Genomic DNA, 13,445 nt, shown 5'->3' with positions numbered 1-13,445 from the left:
AACCGCGAAGGTCACATGTTGAAGCCGAGCGCACGCATCTGCTCGCGACCGTCAGGCGTGATCTTCTCCGGGCCCCACGGCGGCATCCAGACCCAGTTGATCCGGAAGGTCGAGACCATGCCCTCCAGGCTCGTCGCGGTCTGGTCCTCGATCACGTCGGTGAGCGGGCAGGCGGCCGAGGTCAGGGTCATGTCGATGACCACGTTGTTGCTCTGATCGACGGTCAGCCCGTAGACCAGGCCGAGGTCGACGATGTTGATCCCGAGCTCAGGATCGATGACGTCGCGCAGAGCCTCCTCGATGTCGGCGACCGACGGCGGCATCGACGGGCTCGGGCTGGGGGGCGTCGTGGTGGTCATGGCTGCTCCTCGAAACTCGTGACCGGCACTCCCGCGCCGGATCGGGCGATGGCATCCCGCAGCGCGGCCCAGCCGAGCAGCGCGCACTTGATCCGGGCCGGATACTTCGCGACACCGGTGAACGCCGTGGCGTCCCCGAGAGCCTCTTCCTGCTCGTCGTCCAGCCCGGCACCCCGGGCGTGCATGAGAGCGCGGAACGACTCGGAGATGCGGTCGACCTCGGCCAGCCCGACCCCGGTGACCAGATCGGTCAGCACGGAGATCGACGCCTGCGAGATGCTGCAGCCCTGACCGTCCCAGGTCACGGTGCGCACCACCCCGACGTCGTCACCGGGCCGGGTGTCGATCTCGACCCGCAGGGTGACCTCGTCACCGCAGGTCGGGTTGACCTGGTGGGACTGGCCGACGGCGTGGCCCGGGGTGGCTCCGACCTCGGCGCCCAGGCCGCGCCCGTGCGGGTACTTCGCGTGGTCCAGGATGACCTGCTGGTACAGCTGTTCCATCGCACTGGTCATGCGGTCGGACCTCCCTGCTTCACACCGACGGGCTCGTTCAGTCCGAAGAACGCCCGGACACCCGCAAGTGCTTCCCGGAACGCGTCGATCTCCTCGACGGTCGTGTAGACCGACGCCGAGGCGCGCGCCGAAGCGGCGACGCCGAACCGGCGGTGCAGCGGCTGCGCGCAGTGGTGGCCGACCCTCACGGCGATGCCGGCGTCGTCGAGCACCTGGCCGACGTCGTGCGCGTGCACGCCATCGACGACGAACGAGACCGTCGCGAGGCGGTCGGCGGGGTCGAGCGGGCCGAGGACCCGCACGTGGGGCACCGACGCGACGGCCTCGAGCATCGCCCGGGTGAGGACGGCCTCGTGGGCCGCGACGCCCTCCATGCCGAGCTCGCCGAGGTACCGCGCCGCGGCGCCCATCCCGATCGCCTGCGCGATCATCTGCGTGCCGGCCTCGAACCGCTGCGGCGGCGGCGCGTACGTCGCGGCCTCCATCGTGACGACCTCGACCATCGAGCCCCCGGTGGTGACCGGCGGAAGGGCCTCGAGCAGCTCACGACGCCCGTAGAGCGCGCCGACCCCGGTCGGACCGAGCATCTTGTGGCCGGAGAACGCGGCGAAGTCGACGCCGAGGGCGGCCAGGTCGACGGGCAGGTTCGGCACGCTCTGGCAGGCGTCGAGCACGGTGAGCGCACCGACCTCACGGGCCCGCGCGACGAACTTCGCCACGTCGGTCACCGCTCCGGTGACGTTCGAGGCGTGCGTGAACGCCAGCACGCGGGTGCGGTCGGTGACGACCGAGCCCAGCTGGTCGGTACGCAGCCGACCGGAGTCGTCCACCCCGATCCAGCGCAGGGTCGCGCCGGTGCGGGCCGCGAGCTCCTGCCAGGGCACGAGGTTGGCGTGGTGCTCGGACTCGGTGACCACGATCTGATCACCAGGTGCGAGCGCGAACCGGCGCGCCGCCATGCCCCCACGGCCCGCGGTGGCGTTGCCGATCGCGTACGCGACGAGGTTGAGCCCCGCCGTCGCGTTCGAGGTCCACACGAGCTCGCCGGGGTCGACGCCGACGAACGACGCCACCTCGGCGCGCGCCAGCTCGAACGCCTCGGTCGCCTCTTCGGCCAGCTGGTGCGCGCCGCGGTGCACCGCCGCGTTGCGCTGGCGGTAGAAGTCCTGCTCGGCGTCGAGCACGACGTCGGGCTTCTGCGACGTCGCTCCCGAGTCGAGGTAGACGAGCGGTCGCCCGTCGCGCAAGGTGCGCGCGAGGAGCGGGAAGTCCGCGCGTACCGCCGCGAGCTCAGCCCCGCTCAGGGCGGGGAGGTCGAGATGGGCGGTCATGAGATGTGCCTTTCGGGCTAAGCGGGCTGGAGCCTTCGTCAGGCCGAGGCGGACGCACCGGTGGGCAGGAACCGGTCGTAGCCCTCGGCCTCGAGCCGGTCGGCCAGCTCGGGTCCACCCTGCTCGGCGATCCGGCCGTCGACGAAGACGTGCACGAAGTCCGGCGTGATGTACCGCAGGATGCGCGTGTAGTGGGTGATCAGCAGGACGCCGACCTCACCGCCCGCGCGAACCCGGTTGACGCCCTCGGAGACCACGCGCAGCGCGTCGACGTCGAGGCCCGAGTCGGTCTCGTCAAGGATCGCGAACTTCGGGTTGAGCAGCTCCATCTGGAGGATCTCGTGCCGCTTCTTCTCGCCGCCCGAGAACCCCTCGTTGACCGAGCGCTGGGCGAACTCGGGATCCATGCGCAGGGCGTCCATCGCGGTCGACATCTGCTTGACCCAGGTGCGCAGCTTCGGCGCCTCGCCGTCGATCGCGGTCTTGGCGGTGCGCAGGAAGTTCGACACGCTGACGCCGGGGACCTCGACCGGGTACTGCATCGCGAGGAACATGCCCGCGCGGGCCCGCTCGTCCACCTTCATGGCGAGCACGTCCTGGCCGTCGAGCAGCACGGTGCCGGACGTGACCTGGTACTTCGGGTGGCCGGCGAGCGAGTACGCCAGGGTCGACTTGCCCGACCCGTTCGGGCCCATGATGGCGTGCGTCTCGCCGCTGGCGACGGTCAGGTCGACCCCGCGCAGGATCTGCTTGGGGCCCTCCTTCGTCTCGACGCTGACGTGCAGGTCGCGGATCTCGAGCGTGGACATCTAGTTCTCCTTGCCGGCAGTGAGGGGGGCGTCGACGTCGACGAGCACTCGCTCGCCGTCGACGGTCAGGGGGTACACGGGGACGGGGCGGACGGCCGGGAGGCCGGTCGGGACGCCGGTGCGCAGGTCGAACCGCGAGCCGTGCAGCCAGCACTCGATCGTGCTGCCCTCCACCTCGCCCTCCGCCAACGACACTGCCCCGTGCGAGCAGATGTCCGAGATGGCGTGCAGCTCGCCGTCCTCGCCGCGGACGACGGCGACCTCGACCGTCCCGGTCGCGGCTTCCAGCTCGACGCGGAAGGTGCCGCAGACGCCGACGTCGGCCGTCAGGCAGGCGAGCTGTGCGCTCATGCCTCCGCCAGCTCGGTGTCAATCACGGTCATGCTGCGCTCGAGCTCGAGCTCGATCGACCGCAGGAGGCGGTCCTCGATCTCGGGGACGCCGATCTGATGGACCACATCGGCGAAGAAGCCGCGTACCACCAGCCGACGGGCGTCGTCCTCGGGGATCCCGCGCGACTCGAGGTAGAACAGCTGCTCGTCGTCGAACCGCCCGGTCGCGGACGCGTGGCCCGCACCCTCGATGAGCCCGGTCTCTATCTCGAGGTTCGGGATGGAGTCGGCCCGGGCACCATCCGACAGGATGAGGTTCCGGTTGAGCTCGTACGTGTCGGTGCCCTCGGCGGCCGCCTGGATCAGCACGTCACCGACCCACACCGTGTGCGCGCCGGCACCCTGCAGCGCGCCCTTGTACGTGACCCGCGACCGGCACTTCGGCACGCCGTGGTCGACGAACAGGCGGTGCTCCTGGTGCTGGCCCGCGTCGGCGAAGTACAGCCCGAGCATCTCGAGCTCGCCACCCTCGCCGGTGAACTCGGCGTCAGGCGTCACGCGGACGACGTCGCCGCCGAGCGTGACCACGACGTGCTTGACGCGGGCGTCGCGGCCCATCGTGATGCGGTGCGAGGCCATGTGCACGGCGCCGGGGGCCCAGTCCTGCACGGACACGAGGGTCAGCTTCGCGCCGTCCTCGACGACGATCTCGACCGTCTCGGACAACGTGGCGTCACCCTGGTGGTCCAGGACGATCACGGACTCGGAGAGCTCCTTGGCGTGCACGAGCACGTGCGACGCCGTGGCGTCCCGCGCGGCACCGTCGACGCCCTCGACCCGGATCGAGGTGACGGTCGAGGCGACGACCTGGGCCGGCACGGTGACGACCGTGGCGCGGTGGAACGAGGACCACGCGGCGGCCGCGGTGCGGTCACCGGGCTTGCCCGCCCGGCCGAGCCGGGGATCGTCGCGGTCGACGATCTCGACGACGACCTCGGGCGCCTCGATGACGGTGGTGAGGATGCCGTGACCGGGCAGCTCCGCGGCGAACAGCGGGGCGATCCGGTCGACGGGGGCGAACCGCCACTCCTCCTCGCGACCGTGGGGCAGCGGGAAGTCCGCGACGTCGAACGACGTCTTGCGCTCCGCGCGGGAGCCCTGCGGCGTCCCGCCGCTCCCGTGCGAGTGCGTGCCGTCGGCGACGGCGCGCGTGTGGTCGGTCGACAGGCCGTCCGGCGTGGCGCGGTCGGTCACTGCGTGAGTCTCGCTATCGGTGGTCACTGCGTGAGTCTCGCTATCGGTGGTCACTTCGTGAGTCTCGCTATCGGTGGTCACTTCGTGATCAGTACTGGTGGCGCTCGACATCAACCGACGGACCCTTCCATCTGCAGCTCGATAAGGCGGTTCAGCTCGAGGGCGTACTCCATCGGCAGCTCACGCGCGATCGGCTCGATGAAGCCGCGCACGATCATCGCCATGGCCTCGGTCTCCTTCATGCCTCGGGACATGAGGTAGAACAGCTGGTCCTCGCTGACGCGCGAGACCGTGGCCTCGTGCCCCATGGACACGTCGTCCTCGCGGACGTCGACGTACGGGTACGTGTCCGACCGCGAGATCTGGTCGACGAGCAGGGCGTCGCACAGCACGTTCGACGCCGACCCGTGCGCACCCTCGAGGATCTGCACGAGGCCGCGGTACGAGCTGCGGCCACCGCCACGGGCCACGGACTTCGACACGATCGACGACGACGTGTGCGGGGCTGCGTGCACCATCTTGGCGCCCGCGTCCTGGTGCTGGCCCTCGCCGGCGAACGCGATCGACAGCGTCTCGCCGCGGGCGTGCTCGCCCATGAGGTAGATCGCCGGGTACTTCATGGTGACCTTCGAGCCGATGTTGCCGTCGACCCACTCCATGGTGGCGCCCTCGGCCGCCGTCGCTCGCTTGGTCACGAGGTTGTAGACGTTGTTCGACCAGTTCTGGATGGTCGTGTACCGGACCCGGGCGTTCTTCTTGACGATGATCTCGACGACGGCCGAGTGCAGCGAGTCGCTCGAGTACACCGGCGCGGTACAGCCCTCGACGTAGTGCACGTACGAGCCCTCGTCGGCGATGATCAGCGTCCGCTCGAACTGGCCCATGTTCTCGGTGTTGATCCGGAAGTAGGCCTGCAGCGGGATGTCGACGTGCACGCCCGGCGGGACGTAGACGAACGAGCCGCCCGACCACACCGCGCTGTTGAGCGCCGCGAACTTGTTGTCGCCCGGCGGGATGATCGAGCCGAAGTACTGCTCGAAGATCTCGGGGTACTCGCGCAGCCCGGTGTCGGTGTCGACGAAGATGACGCCCTGCTCCTGCAGGTCGTCACGGATCTGGTGGTAGACCACCTCGGACTCGTACTGCGCGGCCACGCCACCGACGAGCCGCTGCTTCTCGGCCTCGGGGATGCCGAGCCGGTCGTACGTCAACTTGATGTCGTCGGGCAGGTCGTCCCAGGTGGTCGCCTGCTTCTCGGTCGAGCGCACGAAGTACTTGATGTTGTCGAAGTCGATGCCCGACAGGTCCGAGCCGAAGGTCGGCATGGGCTTCTTGTCGAACAGCCGCAGCGACTTCAGTCGCAGCTTGAGCATCCACTCCGGCTCGTTCTTCAGGGCCGAGATGTTGCGCACGACCTCCTCGTCGACCCCGCGGCGAGCGAGGCGACCGGCCTCGTCGGAGTCGTGCCACCCGTAGGTGTAGGAACCGATCGAGGCGATGGCCTCGTCCTGCGTCATCGGGGCAGCCTGCGCTGCGCTCTGGGTGGGAGCGGTCATGTCGTCCTTCCTTCCAGTCTCGTGCCGGACATCGATCCGGCCGAGGTCGTCGCAGCGGTGGGGATGTTGGTCGTGCACACGTGGCCGCCACCCGCGAGGGTCGCGAGCCGCTGGACGTGCACGCCCAATAAGCGGGAGAAGGCCTGGGTCTCGGCCTCGCACAGCTGGGGGAACTCGGCGGCGATCTGCTGCACCGGGCAGTGGCCCTGGCACAGCTGCACGGCCGGCATCCCCGGCACGGACCGCGTGCTCGCCGCGAAGCCGTCGGTCTCGAGCACGCGGGCGAGCGCCGCGACCCGGACCTCGACGCCGACGTCGGGGTCGACGTCGGCCACCGAGGCGAGGTACCGCTCCTCGATCCCGCGGACCCGGGCGGCGGCGAACGCCTCGACCGCGCTCGGTCCGGCGACCTCGGCGAGGTAGCGCAGCGCCTGCGCGGCCAGCTCGGAGTACGTGTTGGACAGCGCCGCCTGGCCGTGGTTCGTCACGACGTAGTGCCGGGCGGGCCGGCCGCGGCGCACCTGACCCGGGCCGACGCCGTCGTGCACGGCGATCTGACCTTCGGCCTCGAGGACGGCCAGGTGCCGCCGGATGCCCGCAGGCGTGAGGTGCAGCTCGGCGGCGAGGTCCGCCGTCGCGACGGGACCGGCAGTGGCCACGAGCTGCAGCACGCGCTGCCGGGTGGTGGCCTCGGCCTCGCCGTCGGGCCCGATCGTGGGGTGCTGCACGGCAGGACGCGCGATCGTGCTCATGGTCACCTCCACGAATGTCGGGCTCAGGGTTCCGGGCCGCAGACGGCGCTCCTGCCGACGTGCCCGTTGATATTGCCAACATACTTGTTGCCGAATTCCATTCCCGCAAGCAAGGCTACCCTTACTCCCTGGCGCGAACTCCCCGTCGCGACCGGGGGGCGGTCCGCCCCGACCTAGACTCGCCTGCGTGCCGAACTCCCCCGCTGTCGAGATCATCGGCCTGGTCAAGCGCTACGGCGGTCGCGCCGTCGTCGACGGCCTCGACCTCGTCGCCCCGCACGGGCGCGTCACCGCGGTCCTCGGCCCCAACGGCGCCGGCAAGACGACGACGATCGAGTGCTGCGAGGGCCTGCGCACCCCCGACGACGGCCTCGTGCGGGTGCTGGGCCGTGACCCGGCGCGCGACGCCGTCGCGCTGCGGCCTCGCGTCGGGGTGATGCTCCAGGACGGCGGCCTGCCCACCGGCGTGCGGGCGCTCGAGATGCTCCGCCACGTCGCCTCGATGTACTCCCACCCGCGCGGCATCGCCGAGCTGTCCGAGCGCCTCGGCATCGACTCGTTCGCCACGACGTCGGTCCGCCGGCTGTCCGGCGGCCAGCGACAGCGGCTCGCGCTGGCGGCCGCTCTGGTCGGACGGCCCGAGGTGGTGTTCCTCGACGAGCCCAGTGCCGGCATGGACCCGCAGTCGCGCAACGCGGTCTGGGAGCTCGTCCGCGAGCTGCGGACCGAGGGCGTCGGGGTCGTGCTGACCACCCATCTCATGGACGAGGCCGAGGACCTGGCCGACCACGTCGTCATCGTCGACCACGGCGTCGTGATCGCGCGGGGGTCCGTGGCCGATCTCGTGGCCGCGGGCGACGACCACACGCTGCGGTTCCGCGCCGACGTCGGCCTCGACCCGGTGGGCCTCGCGCGCGCGCTGACCGCCGCCGGCCCGGCCGGTGGCGTCCCCGCGGTGGTGCATGAGACCACCCCTGGGGAGTACCTCGTGACCGGCGCCGTCGACCCCCACGTGCTCGCCGCGCTGACCGCGTGGTGCGCGGCACGCGAGGTGCTCGCGAGCCGCATCTCGGTCGGGCGGCGCACGCTCGAGGACGTCTTCCTCGACCTGACCGGACGGAACCTGCGATGAGCGAGCTGACCGGCGCGGCTCCCCCCTGGCGCCGCGTGCTGTCCCAGGCCTCGTTCGAGACCCGACTGATCCTGCGCAACGGCGAGCAGCTGCTCGTCACGCTGATCCTGCCGGTGCTGCTCCTGATCGGCCTCGCCCAGGTCTCGGTGATCGAGCTCGACACCGCCGGGGCCACCCGGATCAACTTCATCACCCCGGGCATCCTCGCCCTCGCCGTGATGTCCACCGCCTTCACGTCGCAGGCGATCACGACCAGCTTCGATCGCCGCAACGGCGTGCTCCGGCTGCTCGCCACGACCCCGCTCGGTCGGGGCGGGCTCCTGGCCGGCAAGGTGTGCGCCGTGCTCGCGGTCGAGGCCGTCCAGGTGGTCGTGCTCGGCGGGGTCGCGCTCCTGCTCGGGTGGGCGCCACCGGTGGCCGGCCTCGCCCCGGCACTGGCCGCGATCGTCCTCGGCACCGCGGCCTTCACGTCGCTCGCGCTGCTCCTGGCGGGGACCCTGCGGTCGGAGGCCGTGCTGGCCGTCGCCAACCTGCTGCTCGTGCTGCTGACCGTCGCGGGCGGCGCGGTCGTGCCCGCGACGCAGCTCCCCGGAGCGCTCGCGACCGTCGCGCCGCTGCTTCCCTCCGGCGCGCTCGGCGACGCCCTGCGCGGCGCGCTGCTCGACTCCGGGCTCCCGCTCGGCGCCGCGCTCGTGCTGGTCGCCTGGACCATCGCGCTCGCGCTCGGCGCGGGCAAGCTGTTCCGCTGGAGCTGAGATGCTCGTCACGCGGGCGGCGGTGCACCCCCGGCCGCGCTGTGCGACGGCTACCGTAGGTCCGTGAGCAGCAGCCCCGCCACCAGAAACCCAGCCAACCGTCCTGCGGCAGACCCGGTCCCGAACGCCGCGACCGGCGCCACCGCCTCGGCAGGGCCGTTCGCGCGGCTGGGCCGCTTCACGAGGCCGGTCCTGGTCGCCAACCTGGTCGCCCAGATCGGCATCGTCGTGACCGGCGGCGCCGTGCGCCTGACCGGCTCCGGCCTCGGGTGCTCGACCTGGCCCCAGTGCGAGCCGGGCGCCTTCACCCCGGTGCTGCACGACGCGACGTCGATCCACCCGCTCATCGAGTTCGGCAACCGGACCCTGACCGGGGTGCTCGTCGTCATCGCGATCGCCGTCGCCCTGCTGGTCTTCACCGACCGGCGCCGGTCGACCGGGTTCCGGGTGCTCGGCCTGGCCCCCGTGATCGGCGTGTTCCTCCAGGCGCTGCTCGGCGGCGTCACGGTCCTCCTGCAGCTCAACCCCGCGGTCGTCGGGCTCCACCTGCTGCTGTCGATGGCGCTCGTCGCGGCCTCGACCGTGCTGCTCTACCGCTATGACGAGACCGATGCCCCCGCGCAGGCCCTGGTCTCCGGCCGCATCACCGCGGTCTCCCGGGCGCTGGCGGTCGCCGCCGCGGCGGTGCTCGCGATCGGCGTCGTGGTGACCGGGTCCGGACCGCACGGTGGGGACACCGAGGTGGCCTTCCGGTTCGCCGTCGACCCGGTGATGATCGCGCGGCTGCACGCTGCAGCGGTCTGGATCTTCGTCGGCCTGCTCACCGCGTTGATCGTCCTGCTCGTCCGCAGCGGGGCACCGGACCGGGCGCGACGCGCGGCCGTCGTCCTGCTGGTCGTCGCGCTCTCCCAGGGCCTGATCGGCTACGTGCAGTACTTCACCGGGCTGCCCGAGGTGCTCGTCGGGCTGCACATGCTCGGTGCGGCGCTGCTCACCACCGCCACGACCTGGACCCTGCTGACCCTGCGGCGTCGCTGACCCAGGGCCGCTTCGCACGGAGTCGCGCCGATCTGGTTGGCCGAGCTGGTTGGCCGAGCTGGTTGGTCGAGCTAGCTGACCGCAGCCTCCGGCAGACCGTCCCGCCCCTGCTTGTGCAGGTAGAGCTCCGCATCGGCGCGGCCGAGCAGGGACTCGAGCGTGTCCGACCTGCGCGCGGTGGCGATCCCCGCGGTCCAGTCGGCAGGCGAGCCCACCCGCAGCTCCTCGAGGACCGACTCGGCGCCGGCCTCGGTCGTGTCGGGCAGGATGAGCACGAACTCGTCGCCCCCGAACCGCGCGACGAGATCCTGCTCGCGGAGCCGCGACCGCCAGCTCGCGACCACGTCGATCAGCAGCCGGTCCCCCGCCGCATGGCCCCGCGTGTCGTTGATCTCCTTGAACCGGTCGAGGTCGACGAGAGCGAGCGACAGCGGCATCCCACGCCGGTGGGACGCGGCCAGCAGCACCTCGGTGGCGGTCCGCAGCGCGGCCCGGTTGAGCGCCCCGGTGAGCGGGTCGGTCGAGGCGACCTGGCGCAGGGTGTGCAGGTGCCGCGCGGTCACCGTCCCGGTCAGCAGGACGGTCGCGACCACGGCCGCCCACGGGATCGGCCAGAACCCCGCGGGCGACGCCACCATGGCACCCGTCAGACCGGTGACGGCGGCGGCGAGGTACACCGCGAGCCGCCACCCCGTCACGCAGGTCGCGGCGTACAGCGCCGCCAGCACCAGCGCGTTGGCCACGAGGACCTGCTCGGCTAGCGTGGCCATCTGGCCGAGCATGATGGCCGAGGCCGCGAGCCACGCCCACAGCGCGAGATCCCTGATCGGGGACACGTGGCGGAACGCCGCCATGGCCAGGGCGAATCCGACGAGCACGACCCCGCACGTCAGGGCCGGCACGGGGGGCGTCCGCGGTGCGGGCGACCAGAGGGCGGCAACGATGCAGACGGCACCGCCGACGAGCATCACGCCCACCAGCGGCCACCAGCCCAGATCCTGGTCGACCCGACCCACCCTCAGATGAGACCGGGGTCTGCCCCATGCCATCTGTCCAGGGTAGGGCTACCGACCCCCCTCCCGATCCGCTGCTAGCGTCCGCGACCATGACCATCCGTCCCGCCCGGCCGGCCGACACCGACGACCTGTATGACATCTGCCTGCGCACCGGCTCCGACGGGGACGACGCGAGCGAACAATTCAGCGACCCGCGGCTGCTCGGAGCCGTCTACGTGGGCCCGTACCTGGCGCTCGAGCCGGCCCTCGCGTTCGTGCTCGACGACGACGGCCGGGCCGGCGGTTACGTGCTCGGCGCGCTGGACACCCGCGAGTTCGCGCGCGCCTGCGAACGCCAGTGGTGGCCGGCACTGCGGGCACGGTACCCCCGGGACGCGTTCGCGAGCGGGACCGCGGACGCCGAGGTGGTCGCCATCGTCCACGACCCCCCGCTGCCGGGTCCCGAGGTGCTCGACTCCTACCCGTCGCACCTGCACATCGACCTGCTCCCACGGTGGCAGGGGGCCGGTTGGGGGCGCCGCCTGATCGACCACCTGATCGCGGAGCTCACGGCGGCCGGCTCGCCCGGGGTCCACCTCACCGCCTCGGCGACGAACACCCGGGCGATCGCGTTCTACCGCCGGCTCGGCTTCGTCGAGGTGGTGGCCGACGGCGGCGGGATCACGCTGGGCAGACGCCTCGACGAGGTGGGGTTCCGCCCAGTTTCTGGATAACCCTCGCGTGTTGTGGGACCTACGTCCTAGGGTTTTGCGCATGAGCGATGCGATCAGTGCCCACGGGCTAGTCAAGCGGTACGGCAAGGTGACTGCGCTCGACGGCGTGGACATCTCGGTGCCGACCGGGACGGTGCTCGGTCTCCTCGGGCCGAACGGGGCCGGCAAGACCACAGTCGTGCGGATCCTGTCGACCCTGCTGCGCCCCGACGAGGGTTCGGCCGAGGTCGCCGGCATCGACGTCCTGCACGACCCGGCGGGCGTGCGCGGCCGGATCGGGCTGTCGGGTCAGTACGCCGCGGTCGACGAGTACCTGACGGGCTACGAGAACCTCGACATGATCGGCCGGCTGTACCACCTCGGCCGGAAGGCGAGCCGGGAGCGCGCGCGCGAGCTGCTCGCGAGCTTCAGCCTCGAGGATGCCCGCGACCGGCCCGCCCGTACCTACTCGGGCGGCATGCGCCGACGGCTCGACCTCGCCGGGGCGCTCGTGGCCGATCCGCCGGTGCTGTTCCTCGACGAGCCCACCACCGGGCTCGACCCTCGCGGTCGCACCGAGATGTGGGACGTCATCCAGACGCTCGTCTCGGGCGGCACGACCCTGCTGCTCACCACCCAGTACCTCGAGGAGGCCGACCTCCTCGCGGACGAGATCGTCGTCATCGATCACGGCCGGATCATCGCGCAGGGCACGTCCGACGACCTCAAGAGCCAGGTCGGTGGCGAGCGGCTCGAGATCACCGTCTCGGACGCAGCCCGGCTCGGCGAAGCTCGGGACCTCCTCGAGCCGCTCGGGATCGGGCGCGCCGCACTCGACGACCAGCGCCGCACGCTCCTCGTCCCGGTCACCGGCGGCGCCTCGGTCCTCACCGAGGCCCTGCGGCGGCTCGATGCGGTCGGCCTGCGACTCGACGACGTCGGCCTACGCCGACCCACGCTCGATGACGTGTTCCTCACCCTGACCGGCCACGCCACGGCGGAGACGGAGCCGGACGACGGCCGCCCGACGCGGACCGCGAAGCAGAGAGAGGCAGCCCGATGAGCCTGACCATCCCGCACGTGATCGCCGACGCGCACGTCGTCGCCAAGCGCAACATCATCAAGATCAAGCGGGTCCCCGACCTGCTCGTGTTCACCACCCTCTCGCCGATCATGTTCGTGCTGCTGTTCTCGTTCGTCTTCGGCGGCGCGATCGACCAGGCAGGTGGGGGCAGCGCCTACCGCGAGTTCCTGATCGCCGGGATCTTCGCGCAGACCGTGATCTTCGGCGCGACGATCACCGGGGCAGGCCTCGCGGAGGACGTGAAGAAGGGCATCATCGACCGCTTCCGATCCCTGCCGATGGCCCCGTCGGCCGTCCTGACGGGCCGGACGCTGTCCGACGTCGTGAACAACGTCATCGTGCTGATCGTGATGTCGCTCACCGGGCTCCTGGTCGGGTGGCGGATCCGCAGCTCGTTCCTCGACGCCACCCTCGGGTTCGCTCTGCTCCTCGTGTTCTCCTACGCGATCTCGTGGGTGTTCGCGTGGGTCGGGATGCTCGTACCGAGCCCGGAAGTCGTCAACAACGCCTCGTTCATCGTGATCTTCCCCATCACGTTCGTGGCCAACACCTTCGTGCCGCTCGACACGCTCCCCGAGCCGCTGCGCACGTTCGCGGAATGGAATCCCGTGTCCTCCGTCACCCAGGCGGCGCGCGAGCTGTTCGGGAACATCCCGCCAGGCGTGCCCGCAACGACGTCGGACGCCTGGTCGCTGCTCCACCCCGTGGCGTACACCCTCATCTGGACCGTCCTGATCCTCGCCATCTTCATCCCGGTGGCGAACGCGCAGTACCGCAGGTCGACCAGCCGCTGAGGCGGGCCGACCCGCGGTACCGCGGG

The 13,445-nt window shown here is 71.3% G+C and carries 15 protein-coding genes; 6 read left to right on the top strand and 9 right to left on the bottom strand.

Annotated elements, in window-relative coordinates:
• Positions 1 to 11 precede the first annotated feature (11 nt).
• The 8 genes from VTA80_RS18340 to VTA80_RS18305 form a co-directional block, all read right to left on the bottom strand.
• Entirely contained in the window at positions 12 to 359 is a 348-nt protein-coding gene (locus VTA80_RS18340; protein ID WP_407342516.1) for a metal-sulfur cluster assembly factor, read from the bottom strand.
• Positions 356 to 874, bottom strand: coding sequence for a Fe-S cluster assembly sulfur transfer protein SufU (gene sufU, locus VTA80_RS18335; protein ID WP_407342515.1), 519 nt, complete (start codon positions 872 to 874; stop codon positions 356 to 358). The genes VTA80_RS18340 and sufU overlap by 4 nt, the downstream gene beginning before the upstream one ends.
• Positions 871 to 2,205, bottom strand: a complete 1,335-nt coding sequence (locus VTA80_RS18330) for a SufS family cysteine desulfurase (protein WP_407342514.1) — start codon at positions 2,203 to 2,205, stop codon at positions 871 to 873. Before VTA80_RS18330 ends, sufU begins: the two co-directional genes overlap by 4 nt.
• Positions 2,206 to 2,243: 38 nt before the next feature.
• Positions 2,244 to 3,014, bottom strand: a complete 771-nt coding sequence (gene sufC, locus VTA80_RS18325; protein ID WP_407342513.1) for a Fe-S cluster assembly ATPase SufC — start codon at positions 3,012 to 3,014, stop codon at positions 2,244 to 2,246.
• On the bottom strand, positions 3,015 to 3,365 hold the full coding sequence (locus VTA80_RS18320) for a non-heme iron oxygenase ferredoxin subunit (protein ID WP_407342512.1): 351 nt from the start codon (positions 3,363 to 3,365) through the stop codon (positions 3,015 to 3,017).
• Positions 3,362 to 4,600, bottom strand: a complete 1,239-nt coding sequence (sufD, locus tag VTA80_RS18315) for a Fe-S cluster assembly protein SufD (protein ID WP_407342511.1) — start codon at positions 4,598 to 4,600, stop codon at positions 3,362 to 3,364. The genes VTA80_RS18320 and sufD overlap by 4 nt, the downstream gene beginning before the upstream one ends.
• A 110-nt stretch (positions 4,601 to 4,710) precedes the next feature.
• The gene (gene sufB, locus VTA80_RS18310; protein ID WP_407342510.1) at positions 4,711 to 6,156 is read right to left on the bottom strand and encodes a Fe-S cluster assembly protein SufB; all 1,446 of its coding nucleotides are present in this window, start codon (positions 6,154 to 6,156) and stop codon (positions 4,711 to 4,713) included.
• On the bottom strand, positions 6,153 to 6,908 hold the full coding sequence (locus tag VTA80_RS18305; RefSeq protein ID WP_407342509.1) for a helix-turn-helix transcriptional regulator: 756 nt from the start codon (positions 6,906 to 6,908) through the stop codon (positions 6,153 to 6,155). The genes sufB and VTA80_RS18305 overlap by 4 nt, the downstream gene beginning before the upstream one ends.
• A 187-nt stretch (positions 6,909 to 7,095) precedes the next feature.
• Between VTA80_RS18305 and VTA80_RS18300 the strand changes: the two genes are divergently transcribed.
• The 3 genes from VTA80_RS18300 to VTA80_RS18290 all read left to right on the top strand — a co-directional run bounded on the left by VTA80_RS18300 (position 7,096) and on the right by VTA80_RS18290 (position 9,833).
• Positions 7,096 to 8,040, top strand: a complete 945-nt coding sequence (locus VTA80_RS18300; RefSeq protein ID WP_407342508.1) for an ABC transporter ATP-binding protein — start codon at positions 7,096 to 7,098, stop codon at positions 8,038 to 8,040.
• Complete coding sequence (locus tag VTA80_RS18295) at positions 8,037 to 8,795, top strand: ABC transporter permease (RefSeq protein ID WP_407342507.1); 759 nt, start codon at positions 8,037 to 8,039, stop codon at positions 8,793 to 8,795. Before VTA80_RS18300 ends, VTA80_RS18295 begins: the two co-directional genes overlap by 4 nt.
• A gap of 63 nt (positions 8,796 to 8,858) precedes the next feature.
• Complete coding sequence (locus VTA80_RS18290) at positions 8,859 to 9,833, top strand: COX15/CtaA family protein (RefSeq protein WP_407342506.1); 975 nt, start codon at positions 8,859 to 8,861, stop codon at positions 9,831 to 9,833.
• Between the two features lie 71 nt (positions 9,834 to 9,904).
• Here VTA80_RS18290 and VTA80_RS18285 read toward each other — a convergent pair whose 3' ends face one another.
• Entirely contained in the window at positions 9,905 to 10,849 is a 945-nt protein-coding gene (locus VTA80_RS18285; RefSeq protein WP_407342505.1) for a GGDEF domain-containing protein, read from the bottom strand.
• An 89-nt stretch (positions 10,850 to 10,938) separates the two neighbouring features.
• Between VTA80_RS18285 and VTA80_RS18280 the strand changes: the two genes are divergently transcribed.
• Genes VTA80_RS18280 through VTA80_RS18270 form a run of 3 tightly spaced genes read left to right on the top strand, consistent with a single transcriptional unit; the run spans position 10,939 to position 13,419 of the window.
• Positions 10,939 to 11,562, top strand: a complete 624-nt coding sequence (locus VTA80_RS18280; RefSeq protein ID WP_407342504.1) for a GNAT family N-acetyltransferase — start codon at positions 10,939 to 10,941, stop codon at positions 11,560 to 11,562.
• A 40-nt stretch (positions 11,563 to 11,602) separates the two neighbouring features.
• Positions 11,603 to 12,604, top strand: a complete 1,002-nt coding sequence (locus VTA80_RS18275) for an ATP-binding cassette domain-containing protein (protein WP_407342503.1) — start codon at positions 11,603 to 11,605, stop codon at positions 12,602 to 12,604.
• On the top strand, positions 12,601 to 13,419 hold the full coding sequence (locus VTA80_RS18270) for an ABC transporter permease (RefSeq protein WP_407342502.1): 819 nt from the start codon (positions 12,601 to 12,603) through the stop codon (positions 13,417 to 13,419). The genes VTA80_RS18275 and VTA80_RS18270 overlap by 4 nt, the downstream gene beginning before the upstream one ends.
• Positions 13,420 to 13,445 lie beyond the last annotated feature (26 nt).

This window comes from Pengzhenrongella phosphoraccumulans, assembly GCF_045689905.1.
Taxonomy (GTDB): domain Bacteria; phylum Actinomycetota; class Actinomycetes; order Actinomycetales; family Cellulomonadaceae; genus Pengzhenrongella; species Pengzhenrongella phosphoraccumulans.
The sequence above is the reverse complement of the archived record's forward strand: the minus strand, read 5'-3'. Positions and strand labels throughout refer to the sequence as shown.